Source organism: Clostridium sp. C1, from assembly GCF_018223625.1.
In the GTDB taxonomy this organism is placed as follows: Bacteria; Bacillota_I; Bacilli_A; order Erysipelotrichales; family Coprobacillaceae; genus Allocoprobacillus.
On record NZ_CP073631.1, the window covers coordinates 356,528 to 374,312 of the forward strand.

General features: G+C 30.8%; 18 protein-coding genes. 4 read left to right on the top strand and 14 right to left on the bottom strand.

Translation table 11 applies throughout. The features are described from left to right. Window positions 1-204: 204 nt before the first annotated feature. The 14 genes from KEC48_RS01795 to KEC48_RS01860 form a co-directional block, all read right to left on the bottom strand. Window positions 205-984, bottom strand: a complete 780-nt coding sequence (locus KEC48_RS01795) for a hypothetical protein (RefSeq protein ID WP_087936495.1) — start codon at window positions 982-984, stop codon at window positions 205-207. A gap of 42 nt (window positions 985-1,026) precedes the next feature. After that, a complete protein-coding gene (locus KEC48_RS01800) occupies window positions 1,027-1,950 on the bottom strand; it encodes a hypothetical protein (RefSeq protein ID WP_087936494.1) in 924 nt (307 codons plus the stop codon). Window positions 1,951-2,184: 234 nt separating this feature from the next. Further along, window positions 2,185-2,760 carry a hypothetical protein gene (locus KEC48_RS01805; protein WP_087936493.1) on the bottom strand — a complete coding sequence of 192 codons (576 nt, stop codon included), beginning with the start codon at window positions 2,758-2,760 and terminating at the stop codon, window positions 2,185-2,187. Between the two features lie 37 nt (window positions 2,761-2,797). Beyond that, a complete protein-coding gene (locus tag KEC48_RS01810; protein WP_087936492.1) occupies window positions 2,798-5,863 on the bottom strand; it encodes a type I restriction endonuclease subunit R in 3,066 nt (1,021 codons plus the stop codon). Between the two features lies 1 nt (window position 5,864). Further along, window positions 5,865-7,049 (bottom strand): restriction endonuclease subunit S, encoded by a 1,185-nt coding sequence (locus tag KEC48_RS01815; protein WP_087936491.1) that lies wholly within the window; start codon window positions 7,047-7,049, stop codon window positions 5,865-5,867. Next, window positions 7,046-8,614: a type I restriction-modification system subunit M gene (locus KEC48_RS01820; protein WP_087936490.1), complete on the bottom strand. Its 1,569-nt coding sequence runs from the start codon at window positions 8,612-8,614 to the stop codon at window positions 7,046-7,048. The genes KEC48_RS01815 and KEC48_RS01820 overlap by 4 nt, the downstream gene beginning before the upstream one ends. Before the next feature lie 2 nt (window positions 8,615-8,616). Continuing rightward, complete coding sequence (locus KEC48_RS01825) at window positions 8,617-8,799, bottom strand: helix-turn-helix transcriptional regulator (RefSeq protein ID WP_349291044.1); 183 nt, start codon at window positions 8,797-8,799, stop codon at window positions 8,617-8,619. A 203-nt stretch (window positions 8,800-9,002) separates the two neighbouring features. Next, the gene (locus KEC48_RS01830) at window positions 9,003-9,347 is read right to left on the bottom strand and encodes a TnpV protein (protein ID WP_087936488.1); all 345 of its coding nucleotides are present in this window, start codon (window positions 9,345-9,347) and stop codon (window positions 9,003-9,005) included. Between the two features lie 10 nt (window positions 9,348-9,357). Beyond that, a complete protein-coding gene (locus KEC48_RS01835; protein WP_211964013.1) occupies window positions 9,358-10,623 on the bottom strand; it encodes a relaxase/mobilization nuclease domain-containing protein in 1,266 nt (421 codons plus the stop codon). 1 nt (window position 10,624) lies between these two features. Continuing rightward, window positions 10,625-10,936 carry a plasmid mobilization relaxosome protein MobC gene (mobC, locus tag KEC48_RS01840; protein ID WP_087936487.1) on the bottom strand — a complete coding sequence of 104 codons (312 nt, stop codon included), beginning with the start codon at window positions 10,934-10,936 and terminating at the stop codon, window positions 10,625-10,627. 234 nt (window positions 10,937-11,170) lie between these two features. Further along, the gene (locus tag KEC48_RS01845) at window positions 11,171-12,877 is read right to left on the bottom strand and encodes a bifunctional DNA primase/polymerase (protein ID WP_087936486.1); all 1,707 of its coding nucleotides are present in this window, start codon (window positions 12,875-12,877) and stop codon (window positions 11,171-11,173) included. Next, window positions 12,874-14,511, bottom strand: coding sequence for a recombinase family protein (locus tag KEC48_RS01850; RefSeq protein ID WP_087936485.1), 1,638 nt, complete (start codon window positions 14,509-14,511; stop codon window positions 12,874-12,876). The genes KEC48_RS01845 and KEC48_RS01850 overlap by 4 nt, the downstream gene beginning before the upstream one ends. Continuing rightward, window positions 14,483-14,629, bottom strand: a complete 147-nt coding sequence (locus KEC48_RS01855) for a hypothetical protein (RefSeq protein ID WP_211964016.1) — start codon at window positions 14,627-14,629, stop codon at window positions 14,483-14,485. Before KEC48_RS01855 ends, KEC48_RS01850 begins: the two co-directional genes overlap by 29 nt. 205 nt (window positions 14,630-14,834) lie before the next feature. Continuing rightward, complete coding sequence (locus KEC48_RS01860; RefSeq protein WP_087936484.1) at window positions 14,835-15,044, bottom strand: hypothetical protein; 210 nt, start codon at window positions 15,042-15,044, stop codon at window positions 14,835-14,837. Window positions 15,045-15,217: 173 nt separating this feature from the next. Between KEC48_RS01860 and KEC48_RS01865 the strand changes: the two genes are divergently transcribed. From KEC48_RS01865 to KEC48_RS01880, 4 genes are read left to right on the top strand one after another with little or no spacing between them, the layout of a single operon-like run. Continuing rightward, a complete protein-coding gene (locus tag KEC48_RS01865; protein ID WP_087936483.1) occupies window positions 15,218-15,886 on the top strand; it encodes a helix-turn-helix transcriptional regulator in 669 nt (222 codons plus the stop codon). Between the two features lie 13 nt (window positions 15,887-15,899). After that, window positions 15,900-16,451: a Sir2 family NAD-dependent protein deacetylase gene (locus KEC48_RS01870; RefSeq protein WP_087936482.1), complete on the top strand. Its 552-nt coding sequence runs from the start codon at window positions 15,900-15,902 to the stop codon at window positions 16,449-16,451. Window positions 16,452-16,485: 34 nt separating this feature from the next. Further along, complete coding sequence (locus KEC48_RS01875) at window positions 16,486-16,932, top strand: hypothetical protein (protein WP_087936481.1); 447 nt, start codon at window positions 16,486-16,488, stop codon at window positions 16,930-16,932. After that, window positions 16,932-17,729 carry a hypothetical protein gene (locus KEC48_RS01880; protein ID WP_087936480.1) on the top strand — a complete coding sequence of 266 codons (798 nt, stop codon included), beginning with the start codon at window positions 16,932-16,934 and terminating at the stop codon, window positions 17,727-17,729. The genes KEC48_RS01875 and KEC48_RS01880 overlap by 1 nt, the downstream gene beginning before the upstream one ends. Window positions 17,730-17,785: the final 56 nt, after the last annotated feature.

Below are 17,785 nucleotides of genomic sequence, written 5' to 3' on the forward strand. Positions count from 1 at the left end.
CTGATTATTTTTATTCTAGTAACATGCTATTTCCAAATATTAACTATTCAATCGCTAGCATATAACTAATGCTCAAATAGTCATTAGAAATATAGAACAACGCATAATGTACTCTTATTAAGAATTAGAGATTTTTTTAAATCCCCTAAACAGCTTTAATAATTAACGGTCACTTACCTGTATTTTCATCAATTCATACTGTTATCACATATCGAGTAACTTGATAGTAGCTGTATAATAATCTAAATTTTTACCATACTGATATTTTAAGGGAGTTAATAATGATTCATCAATATTTTTTAGTAGTAACTTATAATCATTTTCTTCTAAATTAATTTTATATTTAAATGTTTTTGTTTGATTACCATATTTAACTTTAATAAACAAATCATACTCTCCTATACTCCAAAAAAAGTCTTTTTTTATTTCGTTTATAGCATTCAAATATGCACCGCTTTTCGTATATACTTCATATGCTTCAATATAATCATCATGCTCATTTTTGATATTTTTTATACTATCAAACAATTCTTTAGTTAAAAGTTTAAAAATTCTACTAAATGTATTTGATAAATCACAAAACTCCGTAAATAAACAAACAATATTATCTGATTCGATTTTGAAAGGATGTGCTGCTTCTGTAGTTTGCATAATATTATAACTCATTAGTTGATTTACTGGAGAGATAAAGCTTCCCCATGTAAAATTTAATGTTTTCTCATCTCTACAGCGGACAATTTTTAATGAAATATTTCTTATTGATGTTGATTTATTTTCAGCTTCATATACTCCATCTATGCGTATATATGGTCCAGATTGATTAAAGTACACAAGAACTCGTTCATTCGGAAAAAAATTCAATTTTGTCTTAACTACCCATTTTTTCCAAATCACTTGTACTATTGGAATTAATATTCCGATAAATGCCAAACAAATAGCAAGAAATTCATAGAATGTCATCGAGGTTGTAAAATCTATCTTCATTTTTCTCTCCTTTACTGTAATAGCCATCTTAATTTAATTGTTTTATCTTTTTAATTCTTCATATAATTTTTCCTGATTATCATTTAGTTTCTTTAAGAAATCCAAATCAACAACAGATTTTAATTCTCTACTAAGTTGATATATATGTTTATTAATATCATCTAGTTCGTCTTTTAATTCAATTAAATTATTAAAACCAAAATCCATATTTAAATTATATTGTTGGTTTAATTTTTCAGATAGTGTAATATTAAATTGATTTTTTCTACTTTCTACTATACCACAATTGTCTATTTGATTATCAAGTTGTTCATTAAGTTGTTCGAACAACTTTTTAGCTATAGAATATGTCTCATAGTTTATATTATGAGCATGCATAACATCATTTCGAATTGTTTTAACTAGCATGTAATTTTCTTTTAAAATATCGTCATCACTTTTACTAAATAGTTCACTCCACAAAGATTCCTCATCATGATCTTTTATATATTTTAAAATTTCTTCTTTAGACATTAAATGTTTATTACTATTCATCCATTTCAATGTATCTTGAGTAAACTTTTCGTCTACAAATAGCATGCCAAAAATCGTTCCCAAATCTTTTTTTTCTAACATTTGAATTTTATCTTTATAATTTGTATTATCTGCAGTAGCTAAATACAGTAATTTTCTCAATTTTCTTTCAAACGCATTAATTAATGGAAATAATGTTTTATTAAAATACTCTGACGCTTCATTACTTACTACAATTATTTCATCATCTTCTAAAAGAATATCATTTATCTCAGATAAAATTCTTGCATTATCTTTGTTATCTCCAACTATTTCTATACAAAAATATAGTAACTCAGTATTAGGAATAATTTTCTGATTATATTTGATCATTTTTTTCTTTTTATTCACAGTATCAATTCTACTATTACATATACTTAATTTTTCTTTATGAATTAAATATTCTAACTTCATTTGCTCTTCCTTTCCTCATCAAATAAAAAGATTGATTTACGAAAATATTAGTTGTATTAACTATTTTTATTTTTTATATCAACATTATTATTCTTAATATTATATTTGGTTCAAAAGATACAAAACAATCGTTTCCTATCTATCATTCAAAATTTCAATATTAAAATGATTATTTTAATAATATAAATGAATCTTTCTTTATTGATTCAACTAACTTTATTTTTTATTGATTTCTTACTTTTTAGTATATATAGCATATAATTTTTCTATTATTTCCTGTTTTTCAATTTCAAAATCCGTTCTTGTATTATTAGTATATTCGTTTAATAGATTTGTAAAAAACATTAATGCAAAACAAAAAAGAGTTGCTGCACCATTTATTTTATTTATTAACAAATTATTGGAAATATCCAACCATGGAATCAATATTATTGCACATATAGAATTTACATAACTTATAACAATTACTAATTCTGAAGTTTTACATATTAGAGATCTCTTTTTTTCACTGGATTCAAATAACTTTTTTCTATTTTCTAAATCTAAGAGAAGGTTATTTTGTTTAATATCACTTTTTAAATGATCGTAGCACATATCATATAAATTAATAAGTTCTCTAATTTCTAAATAATCCTGGCTAATAGACTTAGATAATATTTTTAGTAGTTCTGCCAGTGAAATACTTAAAGAAACAACCGAAACTATGAAATAAATTTTATATGATAAAACTCCATTGCTAAAAATCTGTTTTATTCCTAATATAAAATACGCTACACAAATACCTAAAAGATATGGATTTACTTTCTTCATCAAAAATTTCTCCTTTTAAACCAATCAAATTTATGTATCATAATATCCCAAAATATTTTTCAAAAAATATTTTTAACTTGTTTATCACAATTTGTTTCTTTTTGTCTCGTGTTCCACCACCAAAGCGTGATATGGGAGGTAATATCTTATCTACATCTGTTCCCATTGTTTTTAAAACACCATCTCTAAAGGCATTTTCCATCAATCTCTTTGTTTCCTCGGGTTTAAGTTTTTCTTCTTGAATGAGTTCTTGAATATCCATTTCTTTTTGTTCTTGAACAAATTTTTGCCAATCTTCATTTACATCACTACTTGCATTAATTGTTTCAATAAAGTCTTCGATTAGTTCTTTCTTTGAACGTAATTGTAAACTTGATCGAATGGCTTTATCGATCGCAACCAGGATTTCTTTATCCTTACAATTTTCATCATGATATTTAGCAACAAGCATCAAGATATAATCGATATTCACTTCCACTTGTTTAACAAGTTCCATCTCAAAGACAACATCATCTAGGATACTATCTTTATCTACTTCTTTCGGTTTGATTTCCTGATAGATATCATGGTAATTTCCAGTATAATCTTGGAAGTCAATTGGAGATAGAATCTCATTGCCTTCGAATTTGTCAAAAGCGGATAAGATGTTTCTTAATCGCAAAATATTTCCAAATAAAACGATAAAATCTTTCTTGTTTGTATCTCCTATGATTGGTTCACCTAAAGGGAAACGAGAAAGCAATTCTTGAATTCTTTCTTCATATCCTTTCAGTGTTCTTCCTTTATCATCTACACAGCCATAATAGTAGTCTTCATAAGACTTCAATAGAACGATTCCGCTAGCTTCCTTATCACCAAATAATTGGATTGCATCGTTGGTTTCTTTTTCTAAATCACGGAAACAAACAATATTTCCATATGTCTTTACCGAATTTAAGATACGGTTCGTTCTTGAGAATGCCTGGATCAATCCATGCATCTTCAAGTTCTTATCGACCCATAAAGTATTCAGTGTTGTCGCATCAAATCCAGTTAAGAACATATTGACAACGATCAATAAGTCGACCTCTCTTTTCTTCATACGATTCGACAAATCTTTATAATAATCTTGGAATCCTTTGCTTGAGGTATCATAATTTGTTTTGAATTGTTTATTATAATCATCAATAACCATTTCCAAGAAATCACGTGAGCTTTGATCTAATCCTTCCGTATCAAAGCTTTCATCTTCTAGGATTCCATCTGGACTATCTTCATTTGGAGCAAAGGAGAAAATCGTTGCAATGGTCAGATCACGATGTCTTTCAGCAATCTGTTTTTTTAGTTCCATATAATATTTCTTACAAACGGGAATTGAACTAACCGCAAACATGGAATTGAATCCATTTACTCGTTGCCCTTTCAAACTATAATACGAATTGCGCATGGTCTTTTGATCAAAGTGATCCAAGATATATTTAGATACTTCTCGTATTCTTTCCGGAGAAGCCAAAGCCTCTTCGGTATCAATTGCCTTTACTTTTTGATCACTTGTATCGTCTTTTTGTTTCACAGTATTGATATAATCAATACGGAATGGCAATACATTACCATCATTGATAGCATCTACAATCGTATATGTATGAAGCTTTTCCCCAAAAGCCTGTGCTGTTGTTCTTAGATTTGGATTGCCACCGGTTCCTGCATTGACAGAGAAGATAGGTGTTCCAGTGAATCCAAATATATGATAATTCTTAAAGTAACGATCCACTTTAATCGTTTTTTCTTTTTTCTTTATCATTCCACCTACGACCCGTGTATGCATATCTCCAAACTGACTTCGATGACATTCATCAAAGATCAATACGATATGTTTATCACGAATGGGATGCGACGGATTCTTTGTAATAAAGACATCTAACTTTTGAATCGTTGTAACGATGATTCGTGCATTTTCATCTTCCAATTGTTTTTGAAGGACAGCTGTATTTTTATTTCCGTTCGCAGCGCCTTTTTCAAAACGGTCATATTCCTTGATTGTTTGATAATCCAGATCCTTTCTATCCACTACGAAAAGAACCTTATCAATATAAGGCAAATTGGTTGCCAATTGCGCTGTTTTAAATGAAGTCAAGGTTTTGCCGCTTCCTGTGGTATGCCAGATATAACCTCCAGCTTCGATTGTGCCTGTTTTTTTATAGTTTGTTGATACTTCGATACGGTTCAATATTCGTTCGGTCGCTACGATCTGGTAAGGCCGCATGACAAGAAGCAATTCTTCTGTTGTGAACACGCAGTATCTAGTCAATATATTTAACAATGTATGTTTGGCAAAGAATGTTCTTGTAAAGTCAACTAAATCTGGAATCGTGCGATTATTACCATCCGCCCAGAAAGAAGTAAACTCAAAGCTATTCGATGTTTTCTTACTTTTCTTTTTTGAAAATGTTTCATTTTCTTTAATATGACTGAATCGAGTCGTATTCGAATAATACTTTGTATTCGTTCCATTCGAGATTACAAAGATCTGCACATATTCATATAGACCTGAACCAGCCCAAAAGCTATCTCTTTGATAACGATTAATCTGATTAAACGCTTCTTTGATAGCGACACCACGACGTTTCAATTCGACATGAACCAAAGGCAAGCCGTTCACAAGGATGGTCACATCATACCGTGTATCATGTTTTCCACCATCTTCTTCATACTGGTTGATGACCTGTAGACGATTATTATGAATATTCTTCTTATCGATCAAAGAGATATTCATCGTTGAACCATCTTCACGTGTCAGGTTCTGTATATAATCTTCTTGGATCTTACGTGTCTTTTCTACAATTCCTTCATTATTATTCGAAATCTTGTGTTTAAAGAATGTATCCCATTCCTTATCCGTAAACGTATAATGATTCAACAATTCCAACTGTTTTCTAAGATTATCGATCAAATCTTTTTCATGATGGATATTGATATATTCATAGCCTTGTTCACCAAGCATCTTAATAAATGCTTTTTCTAAGGAAGCTTCACTCTGATAGGAATCCGAACGACCTGACTGTGGTACATATTCGGCAACGACCGTACTTTCACTGGTCGATAAGATCATATTGTATGTACTCATATCATTTCACTTCCTCTAATGGTTTAAAAGTTAATAACTTATCTCTATAATATTCATATTGTTTCTGACGCGCTTCGATTTCTGCAGGCAATCCTTCACTGATATCGTTACAAAGCTTATCAAAACGATCTAAGATATCAACGATACGTTGTTGTTCTTCGAAAGAAGGTATTGGTATACAAATGGAAGATAAATCTGTTGAATTAATTGCAGGTGTTCCTCCTTCTTTTTTGTTGGCCAAAATAAGATAATTGTTAGAAGACAAAAAATAATATAAGTATTTATTCAATACTTTGTTATCAGTAGAACAAATCTTATAGCACAATGGTCCTAACCAGAAAGCATTACTTTGATATCCAACAAATCCAATCCCACCCTGGCCTCGAGAAGGTGTTGTAACGACATCTCCTTCACAATTATACTCATTTGCATATCCTGAATTACTTGTTCCTGCATTTATATATTCATATTTTGTTTTTTCCGTTTCGATAATCTTAGGCTTTTTACCTGTTTTTATAACAGAAAAATCTCCTAGCCTTTTAAAAGAGATATTTGAATCGAAACGAAGTAATTTATCTCTATAATATTCATACTGTTTTCTTCTTGCTGTAAGCTCTGCTGTAAGCTCTGCTGTAAGCTCTGCTGTAAGCTCTGTGAAATTGTCCAAAATACGGACAATTTCTTCTTGGACTGGAAGAGGGGGGATGGGTATGCAAAAACTCATCATTTTATTAGAACTCAGGTTGGGTTGAGCCCCTGAACCACAAGAAACGTTTAGAATTTCTTTGCTTTTTGTACAAAGCCAATGAAATAAAAATCTTCTATTTAGTTTTTTTTCATTCGGCTTGAATAATCCTACTCGTTGATTAAGATATAAAGTTTCATCGTTATTGTAATATCCAATTTTTCCGGTTGTAGCTCCTGACATTGCAACAACAATATCTCCTTTTTTCACTTTATATCTATCTAAAGATTCTTTATAATCTTCTCTATCAAAAAAAACATAATCTGAAGCAGAAATATTACCATCTTGTATATTAGTTATTCTCAGGATTGGTAATCCTATTTCCTTAAATAATGCACTCTTAAAAGAAAATCCATTTTGAAAATCACAAACATCTCTTAATTCTGTATATTTAATACCATGTGGACACAATTCTCGAATCAAATCGTCTAATTTACTCATTCTTCCACCTCAATTTCGGAGATGATCTTAGCTATTTCATCACGTAAGACTTGTTCTCTTGTTACAATCTTTTCAATTGCATCATTTAGTTCTTTGATGTCAATGACTTCTCTTGTGTCTTCAGGTTCTACATATGTGCTGACAGACAAGTTATATTCATTTTCTTTGATTTCTTCATAAGGTACGCAACGTGCAAAATGATCAACATCTTCTCTAGAAACAAATTCATTTACGATCTTTTGAATATTTTCATCTGTTAATTTGTTATTGTTGGTTACTTTTACATATTCATTGGATGCATCAATAAACAAAGTATTATTATCCGTTTTATTTTTCTTCAAGACCATAATACAGGTAGAAATACTTGTTCCAAAAAATAAATTGTTAGGTAGTTGAATAATGCAGTCGATGAAGTTGTTATCAATCAAATACTGACGAATCTTCTTTTCGGCTCCTCCTCGATACATGATCCCTGGAAAGCATACGATAGATGCGGTTCCATTAGTAGCTAACCAAGCCAAAGAATGCATGATAAAGGCAAGGTCTGCTTTTGATTTAGGAGCCAATACTCCAGCTGGAGAAAAACGTGGATCATTGATCAACACTGGATTATCATCACCTTCCCATTTAATAGAATAGGGCGGATTTGAAACAATGACTTCAAATGGCTCATCATCCCAATGCTGAGGGCTTAACAACGTATCTTCATGAGCAATATCGAATTTATCATAGTCGATATCATGCAAGAACATGTTGATACGACATAAGTTATATGTTGTTAAATTGATTTCCTGTCCATAGAAACCTTGACGTACTTTATCTTTTCCTAAAATCTTAGAAGCTTGTAATAACAGAGAACCAGAACCACAAGCTGGGTCATATACCTTATTTACTTCTGTCTTGCCTACGACTGCCAATCGAGTCAATAATTGTGATACCTCTTGCGGAGTAAAGAATTCTCCACCACTTTTACCAGCATTGGATGCATACATACTCATCAAATATTCATAGGCATCACCAAAAGCGTCGATGGAATGATCTTTATAATTTCCAAGTTTCATATTGGCAATACCATCCATCAATTTCACAAGATTCGCATTTCGTTTAGCAACCGTTGCTCCTAATTTATTGCTATTCACATCGATATCATCAAACAAACCTGCAAAATCATCTTCACTATCACTGCCTTTTGCAGACTCTTCGATATGTCTAAAGACTGCTTCCAATGTCATATTCAGATTTTCATCTGATGAAGCTTTCTTTCTCACATTACAAAACAATTCAGAAGGAAGGATAAAGAATCCTTTTGTTTGAACTAAATCTTCACGTGCCTGTTCTGCATCTTCATCCGATAATATAGCATAATCGAAACCAGTATTTCCTGCTTCTTCTTCACCTTCATTGATATAATTAGTTAAATTTTCTGAGATGTAACGATAGAACATCATTCCCAACACATAACTTTTGAAGTCCCATCCATCGATACTTCCGCGTAATTCATCTGCAATTGCCCATATAGCGCGATGTAATTCATCTCGTTCTTGATCTTTATTAATTTCCACCATTACTATTTCTCCTTATCCTCTGATATAAATTCAAGAATATCATCTATCTTACAATTTAAAGTACAACATATTTTTCCTAGTACCTCTAATGAAACATTCTGATTTCGAGAAAGTCTCGCCATCGTATTTTGACTAATACCTGCCATCTTAGCAAATTCCATTTTTCTAATCCCTCTATCAATCAATAATTTAAAAAATTTGTTGTAACATGCTTTATAGATTATCCTCCATACTATTTGTAATTATATATTTTATTTGTAATCATTTGTACAGTTTTATTGCATTTTTGCGAGTTTTTTTGTCATTTTCGATAATTTTTGTATAAATTCTATACTTCTTTTTTTCTTTTTTAGTGAAATAATTAAATAAAAAAGTAGGTTTCCCTACTTTAATTCATTTCGCTAATGATAATTTCTTCAACACTACTTCGAATATTATTCATCTCTTGAACCCACTTCATTTGATCTTGTTTCTTCAATTGCTCTGTAACATTTCTTGATACTTTATACTGTTCTACAAGCATTTCATAACGTTCATTCAAGCCTTTATCAATACGTATTAGCTCATCATTCAATTCATTTTTTGCTCTTAAAGCGAAGTAATGACCTGGATGTTTTTCTTTTAATATTTTTAAATACATCCTACCTAGTCGTGATAAACTTGGTAAGTCATTTTCTCCTTTCAACACTGGAAACTCATAATCTCCAACTCGATTATATTTTATTTCTTTCATATCTATTTTCCTACCTTTCATCTCTACTTTTAATCTTTTTACGTGCTTGTTTTTCTAATTCAGGATCAAAACTACGTGAGCGGATACGTTCACTAGCCTTAATCAATTCTCGATATTTTTTGATATCGGGTGTAAATTGTTTGGCTAAAAGTGACCATTTATCCTTATCTTCAGTACACTTTGCTTTCATTCGACCCTTATAACATTTCTGTCTTTCTTTAATTAGTTCGTCTAATTTTTCTTGCATTTGTTGTTGAAAAGTATCAAGTTGATTGATATTTTCTATTTGATAATGACACAATAAATCCACTTCCTTAGTAAATAAATCAAGCTTATGAAGCGCTTGTTTTGCTTCTTTAGATAAGCGTTGTTTAGGACTAGGAAGAACACCTTCACTAATAAAATATGCAATATATAAGCCTGCAATTCCTGTCAACTTCTTACTCTTATATTGTTTATAATAGTCTTTTAATTTAACGTAACTCGATAAATGCGCAACTTCTTGGATCATGATATAGCGATCACTTAAACGTTCTCTAATATGATCAAAATGATAATTTTCACCTAATGACTTAACCGGAATAGGTTCTTGATAATAAGGATGGTAGATATAATCTTCTCCATCAATACGTTCATGACGATACCCTTTGATTGCCATATAATCTAATAAAGTTCTCAGTGTTGCACTATAATCCACAAGAACATCTATCTCATGTTGGATATCTTTGATATAAGATTTCACACGATGATAATTCACTTTTTGACTACGGTTTTTTGGATTTTTTATCACTGATAATCCATACTCTTTGCACAGTTCATCCGATTTATTTTTTAGTTCCCGATAATCTTTCTTGGTATTACAAAAGCGTTTGCCATCTATAAAGGAGGTGGAATTAAAGAACAAATGGTTATGCATATGATCACGATCTAGGTGCGTTGAAACTATGATTTCAAAACAATCACCATACAATTCTTGTGCTAATCTTACTCCGATTTCATGAGCTTTTTCAGCACTGACTTCTCCTTTTTTAAACGATTGATAACCATGGAAGGCCGTAATTTGGCTTTCGTCATGAAACAGTTTTTTCGTTTGGATCATCGATTTTTGTGGATCAAACATATTACAATTAATGCAGGTGACAAAACGTTTGTCACCTGTTTTATATCCATTAGTTACATAATCAATCACTTGTTCTGCTGTCTTTTCTTCATTTTCAATATACTCAATCGCATGATCTATCCGCCCTCGAATGGCCCATAATGATGTCGTTGCCATCCTATCCTCGAATCTCCTTATCAACTTTTTGGACTAACAAAGATAATTCATTCAGTATATTTTCTAATTGATGATCTGGCAATTTTGTCGACACATGCGCTAATTTTGTTAGTTGATTGAGGTTGGTTCCAATACGATTAAACTCATTAATAAGTCGATAATAATCAAGAGACGGTGGTTCTTTAACCGTCATGTTTTTGATACATAAACGGACAAACTCTTCACGACTCATCTTACTTTTTTCTACTTTTAAATTTAAATCTTCCATCTCTTCTTCATTCATTCTCACTTTAAAGTGACGGTCTCTTTTCATTGATATCACCTCATTCCTGTTGGCACAAAGCCAACTTTTTCATCTGTATTTTGGGGTCAAAATACGTTGCTTGCTAATACATATTCCTATGATTTTAGACCCTTATATTATGATTATTATTTCTATGACAATGGTGACGGTGTGACGGTTGGTTTCCCTTATAGAGTTAATCGTTTTAAAAGTCATCAAACCGTCACCTATCATCATTTTACTGACGATTAAATGACGCTAGAGCTAGAGGGGCGTTTCAACCGTCATACCGTCACCGTTCGTTTCATCATCACCAAGATAAGACAATTTCATTTGCCTAGCTCGGCTCGTTCTGTTACCCACTTCATAAACTATAAAATTACTTTCTAAAAGATCCTTATTATTTTTAAGTAAGCATTGAAGAGCTTTGCCGGTAAGGGGTAGATTAAGCTTAGCCGAAAGATCAAGATGACTACCTGTAAAGACTTTCGCACGAATGATATAGTTGATCACTCGGATTAGATTCTCATCGACGTTTTCTTCAACCTCTTCTTCGACAACGTGATAAAGCAAGTGTTCATCTTGAATAAGTAGTTGTCTTTCATCTGGTATGTCTTTGCCCGTGATATGCAATTCTTTGACTTTAGTAATGCCTCGTTTAAACATCACCATCATCGAATCGGCTGCAGCTGTCACACCACGTGAACCATAAATGCTATCAAAAGGATTATCACGATCGATTTCTTTTTTCACGTGCGTCACGAGAAGAATACAAAGATTGTATTTAATACCTAGTTCATGAATACGAGAAACTTCTTCATACTCCATATCGTATTCCACCTTTTTGTTCTTCTTGATTTTCGCAAAGGTATCAATAACAACTACGCCTAGATTCGCATCTTCTTGTTTTTTAGCTCCGATGACTTCTTCTAAATCAAAGTCAGGGTTATACGCTTTTTCAAAACGAAAATCCAAATTACGATTGAGTGTTACTCCAAAAGTTTTAATGCGTTTATTCAATTTACTTTTTGAATCTTCTAAAGCAATATAAAGTACCCGTTTTTTTTGAACACGTCTCCCCATAAACGATTCTCCTTTAGAAATAGTAATCGCTAGTTGTAAACAAAAGAAGGTCTTACCAATCTTTTGGGGTGCACCGAGCAAACATACCCCAGGAGTTAACATATCTTCGACAATATCTTCTTGCTCATCAAAATCACGATCGATTAAATCCATAACATTGATTTCTTCCACTTCATCATCTTTACCTTTGTCGTAACGATGAATGATACTTTCATAAATACGTTTAACTTCGTTTGACTCCAATGGTGGTTGACATCTCAAATGATTTTCTGACTCTAAACAGATCTTGATGATATCATTTGATATCCCATTAGAGTGTAGACGACATCCCAGTTTAAAAAGTTGATTGTTTCTTTCTCCCTCATAAATGATCGATGATACTGTACTTACTTCTTTGCTTGGTCCTTTTAAAAATTTATATACCGCATCATTCGCCTTCGCAATCGGATTGTTATTCATATTCGTATACGCTTGATGATCAACGACACTAGGGGGAGCAAGGATATATCCTCCATCACTACGAATATCAATTCCATCATAGAGATTTACTTTATTTGGAAATGAACCTTCGACTTCAAAATAATAGTGATAACCACCGCTTGGTGTTTTGACGACCATTGTATCAGGGAAATCATCAAGATAAGGTTTAAGCATTTCACTTCCATTCTTACCATTTTTATTATCCACATCGATTACAAGTAATCCATTTCCTGTCACTAGTCCGATATTGGCTTGAGGACAAGCTTTCCACCATCTTTCAACTTGTGACAAATCATTTGATGCTTCATTTTTCCAAGAACGTAATAATTGTTTACTTTTACTTTGTGGTGCTAAAGGAAAGACTTTGTAACTTCGTGCATAAATACGTGCTGCTTCTAATAAAGTCATTCTATATCACCTTTATCTAACGAACCAATAAAAGCATATTCGATTTCTATTTTTTGATTAATCTCTCCTTCATTCGTTACTTCTCGTTCATGAATAATGATCTTGGATATTAACATGTGGATGATTTCATAGTTCAGTGTATCAATATTTTTATATTTATTGACGATTTCGATCCAATTTTGGATATTATCAATAAATTCATCTTGTTTTTCTAATTGTTTTTTAATTTTTTCAATTTCATTTAAATAATAATCCTGATCTGTTTGAATTTTCTTGGATAATTGTTCAAAATTCCTGATACTTAATTTTTCATTATAATAGTCGTCGTATATTTTTGATAGTTTGCGATCCGCATCCTTTAATTTTTGATTATAATCATTTAATAAATTCTTATTGCGATTAATAGCTATATGATTATCTTTACTCATCTTTTCAATTAACGTGTCACTAAATTTTTTGGGATCGGCCAAAGTCTGATGAATAATTGATTTAATTGCGTTTAAAACGATATTTTTTAAATCATCTTCACGTATATAGTGCATGGTACAGGCACTTTTTCCTTTTTCTCTAAATTGGCTACAGCAGTAGATATTCGATTTATTTCCTGGTTGTCTATTCCAAGACATACATTTACCACAAGTTCCACATTTTAATATTTTAGAAAAAAGATTTATTTCGCCAGACTTTGACTCACGAGTTCGTCCTTCTTTTAATTTTTTGATACGTTGATATTGCTCTAAAGTAATCAATGGTTCATGGGTATTTTCAACAATCATTACTTCCTCTTCAGGATTTCTTACTCTTTGTCTTATTTTGTAAGATAAATTTGTGCTTCTAAAATGAACACTATGGCCTAGATACAATTCATTAACAAGTATTCCCTTAACTACACTACTGTACCAATTATACTTTTTCTTTTCGCCATCACTTTTTTCATAAATGTGTTTATACCCACCATATTTTTGGTAAATAAGATATGATGGACAAGGAATGAGTCGGCTACTCAACTCTCTAGCAATCTTGTTACCTCCATAACCTTTGTCAGCTAGATTATATATCAATCGAACAATCCAAGACGTTTCTTCATCAATAATAAGTTGTAGATGATTGTTTGGATCTTTTTTATATCCTAAAGGTGGCCATACTGTTTTATGGCCACCATTTTTAGCAATAGTACGATTCGCTGCTTTAATCTTTTTACTAGTATCTTTAGCATAAAATTCATTCATAATATTTTTAAATGGTGCAATATCCATATCTTGCAAAGAAGCACTATCAATACCATCTGATAAAGCAATATATCGTACATTGTGCTTTGGAAAATAATATTCAGTATAATTGCCCACTTCTATATAGTTTCTTCCTAATCGTGATTGGTCTTTGACTAATACACAATCGATTTTTTTATCTTCAATATCCTGTAACATACGTTGAAAATTCGGCCTATTAAAGTTCGTTCCAGAATATCCATCATCTATATAAATATCTACAAGCAACCAATTTTGTTCTTTGACATAATCTGTTAACATATTTTTTTGATTTGTAATGCTGGTACTTTCTCCAATTTTATCGTCGTCCTTACTTAAACGGCAATAAATTCCCACTTTATGCTGATTTCTTGAAGATACTACCATTATTTAACTCCTTTTTAATATCGTTATAGATAAAATTAGAAATCAAGTCATATGCATTACTACCTTCTGTTATAAAATGTGTTTCTACAATATAATTTATTGCTCCCTTATATTTCATAATATCCGTTCCTTTCTTGATTAAGAATCGGATTGTAAATACGAATTTTTATATTATTTATTGTGAAATTATTTGTGTTTTTCATATAATTCAATCCTTTCTAATATTTGCTTGAAAGAATGATATTTGTTATAATAGCCAAGAAAGGCAATAACAAAATAATCCTTTCGGTGTTAATACTCATTAGGTAACTTTGGCGAGTGGTCTAATGAGTATTTTTATTTATTGGTGTAGTTACATCGAAATATTGATAACAACATTCAAGAGGAAGAACACCACTCTTAGGTAATCGAGAGACATCGATATCAAATAATTCAATAATTCTTTTAGCATGAACTTTTTGAATTTGTTGATAACTGCATCCAATGGCATCTGCTAGCTCTTGATAAGAAATAAATCGTTTAAACTGCTCCATACATTCACCTCCTTTATATGATATTTGCAATAATTATAAAAGCAAATATCATTGTAACCATATAATATCATATTTTATGATAATTGCAATACATAAATATGTAAATATCATATATATGATAGATTGTTTATTTTTATTTGCAAATATAGTATAATTACGAATAGGTGATGATTATGTCTATAACAAACTATATTATTGAATTAAAAGAAAAAACGGGCTTATCTTATATGGAGCTCGCTAAACAAACAGGATTGTCGTATCAAAACATTATTGATATCAAAAATGATCGTATTCAAACAGTATCTAAATCCGTATTAGAAAAATTGTCAAAATATGAACAAAGAGATAAACAGCATATTTTGTACGATATTTTATATAAGGACAATGAAAACTCGTTATTACATACGCATTCAAAAAGTACACTTATTTATTTGTGTGATTTATATTTAAATAATTATGCTATTCAATTAAGTCCACACTATCCTAGTATAATATTTAATAACTCAATGCATTTTGAAGCAATGGCGTATAAAAAAAGAATCACTAATAGTTATCTATTAATTGATTCTTGGGAAAAATTAAAAAGCGACCATTGGTCACTTTTTCGAAAAGATCAAGACTATAATAAAGATAATTTTGTCGATTATTATGTGTCTGAAAATGCATATTTATATGATATTTTACTTTATGGTATTGGAAAAACAATTGCAGTTAAAGATAATGCATTAAGAGAATATGTTATTGTGTTTGATCAAAGAAATAAGGCAGATATAGATATTGTTAAAGGATTTGAAATAAATAAAGTAAATATTAAAATTTCTTATATATACATAGAACAATAAAGGAGTTGATTTTATGAAAATACTAGCATTTACTGGGGCGGGGATCAGTCGTCAGAGCCAAATCCCAACTTTTATGGAGCGCCCAGACATTAGAGAAAAACTATTTCGAAGTTATGCGAACACGCATCATGAAGAGTACAATGAGGTTATAAAACAACTCAAGGCTAATATGAATGGAGCCAAACCAAATGATGCGCATTATGCTTTAGCAGAATATCAAATTCCTGTTATTACGATGAATATTGATGGTTTACATAAACTCGCTGGAAGCGATGCTTTAGAACTTCATGGTGGATTGCCTGAGGATGATGAAATGGGCAAAGCTTGGTCTTTATACAATAAACCTGTTTTATATGGTGACCCTGCACCGAATTATCAAAAAGCTTATGAAATGGTTTATGATTTAACACCAGATGATGTATTTATAGTGATTGGTTGCTCATATCATACAGCTATTGCTTGTGATTTAAGAGAAGTTGCTAAATCTAGAGGAGCAAGAATTATTGAAATACAGGAAGACGCTGCTCATAATGTTAGAAAAATTTTAAAAGAGTTGAATAAGTGAATTTTATAGAAAATTGTGAAAAGGATGTGTTTGTATGTCTAAAACCATTGGTAAAGCAACACTAGAAGCTGATGAGGATGGTCTTGTTACATTACAGTGTGTAAGGTGTAAGTCAAGGTTTAAAGTTGAATGTGAATATTTAAATGAAGAGTTAGAAGGGAAAGACATTTGTTGTCCTGTATGTGGTATATCTGAGCAATTAAATACATTTTGGCCGGAAGAAGTTGTAGAAGAAGCGAAAAAAATTGCTTTGATGGAAGCTGAACAAATGATATCGGATGCTTTCAAGGGTTTTAACTCAAAATATATAAAAGTAAAAACTAATCCAGTAAAAAGAGTTGATCGAAGTATTATTTTAAAAAATAAAGATTATGATATGCATCAAATTATAATAAATTGTTGCAATAAAAAGATGGCATTAATGCCTTCGGATATAGTAGCGGGCTTTTATTGTCCATATTGTGGGAGGATTGTTAAGTAATGAAATATACTAGTCAAGAAATACAAGATATTTCTTCAAATTTTAGAAATGTAGCACGCAGATTAAGTCGAACTGATTATTCTCAATGTGACGCTAATTTAAAAAGGTTTATTAAATTGGTGGATAATGAACCAATAATCAAAGAGTTTATAGAAAATCATAACAAGCATTCATTTGACATTGAAGAAATTATTTCATCAAGAGAATTAACAGCACCATTTAATGTGAGTCCAGAGATTGATGAGGAAATATCTTTTGAATATCAATTACTAAAGTATGCAATAGAAAAATATGATGGGGATTTTACTAGGCTATATGGTACTCATTGGTATACAAGTTTTAAGTCAACAGTGAACGATGAAATGTCAAAATTTATTAATCATATTATTGATCCTTTAATTGATTTTATTGGAGATTACTTAAGAAATTGTTATGACAAAGCTATTTGTGATGAAAAAAAGAATGAACCAATTAATTCAGGTGGTATAACAGCAAATTATTCAACAGTTGTTGTTGCTCAAACTGTTGGAGGAGCAGTTTCTAATAATGTAGAAATAAATGAAGGGACAGTAAAACAAGCTTTAGAAATTGTTGCTACAATTAAAAGCACTTTGTTAGAAGAAAATTCTAAAATTGATTCTGATGTTTTAGATGTATTGAATCAAATAGAAAAAGATATCAAAGAAAACAATAAGCCAAAAAAAGGTTTTCTAGTTGCTTTAAAAGGTTTTTGTAGTGGGAGTGCTGCAGTGATTACATTAATTAATTCATTAATTAAATTATTTTCAATAGTATAAAATATAATTAAGATAAATTGTATCTATAGTTTATGTACAAATATATTTATGTGAAA

Coding starts and splice junctions, on each gene's coding strand:
- KEC48_RS01855 (WP_211964016.1), bottom strand. CDS start 14,629: ATGAAATATAAGGGAGCAATAAATTATATTGTAGAAACACATTTTATA.
- KEC48_RS01795 (WP_087936495.1), bottom strand. CDS start 984: ATGAAGATAGATTTTACAACCTCGATGACATTCTATGAATTTCTTGCT.
- KEC48_RS01865 (WP_087936483.1), top strand. CDS start 15,218: ATGTCTATAACAAACTATATTATTGAATTAAAAGAAAAAACGGGCTTA.
- mobC (WP_087936487.1), bottom strand. CDS start 10,936: ATGAAAAGAGACCGTCACTTTAAAGTGAGAATGAATGAAGAAGAGATG.
- KEC48_RS01830 (WP_087936488.1), bottom strand. CDS start 9,347: ATGAAAGAAATAAAATATAATCGAGTTGGAGATTATGAGTTTCCAGTG.
- KEC48_RS01805 (WP_087936493.1), bottom strand. CDS start 2,760: ATGAAGAAAGTAAATCCATATCTTTTAGGTATTTGTGTAGCGTATTTT.
- KEC48_RS01810 (WP_087936492.1), bottom strand. CDS start 5,863: ATGAGTACATACAATATGATCTTATCGACCAGTGAAAGTACGGTCGTT.
- KEC48_RS01850 (WP_087936485.1), bottom strand. CDS start 14,511: ATGGTAGTATCTTCAAGAAATCAGCATAAAGTGGGAATTTATTGCCGT.
- KEC48_RS01845 (WP_087936486.1), bottom strand. CDS start 12,877: ATGACTTTATTAGAAGCAGCACGTATTTATGCACGAAGTTACAAAGTC.
- KEC48_RS01870 (WP_087936482.1), top strand. CDS start 15,900: ATGAAAATACTAGCATTTACTGGGGCGGGGATCAGTCGTCAGAGCCAA.
- KEC48_RS01820 (WP_087936490.1), bottom strand. CDS start 8,614: ATGGTGGAAATTAATAAAGATCAAGAACGAGATGAATTACATCGCGCT.
- KEC48_RS01800 (WP_087936494.1), bottom strand. CDS start 1,950: ATGAAGTTAGAATATTTAATTCATAAAGAAAAATTAAGTATATGTAAT.
- KEC48_RS01815 (WP_087936491.1), bottom strand. CDS start 7,049: ATGAGTAAATTAGACGATTTGATTCGAGAATTGTGTCCACATGGTATT.
- KEC48_RS01860 (WP_087936484.1), bottom strand. CDS start 15,044: ATGGAGCAGTTTAAACGATTTATTTCTTATCAAGAGCTAGCAGATGCC.
- KEC48_RS01880 (WP_087936480.1), top strand. CDS start 16,932: ATGAAATATACTAGTCAAGAAATACAAGATATTTCTTCAAATTTTAGA.
- KEC48_RS01875 (WP_087936481.1), top strand. CDS start 16,486: ATGTCTAAAACCATTGGTAAAGCAACACTAGAAGCTGATGAGGATGGT.
- KEC48_RS01835 (WP_211964013.1), bottom strand. CDS start 10,623: ATGGCAACGACATCATTATGGGCCATTCGAGGGCGGATAGATCATGCG.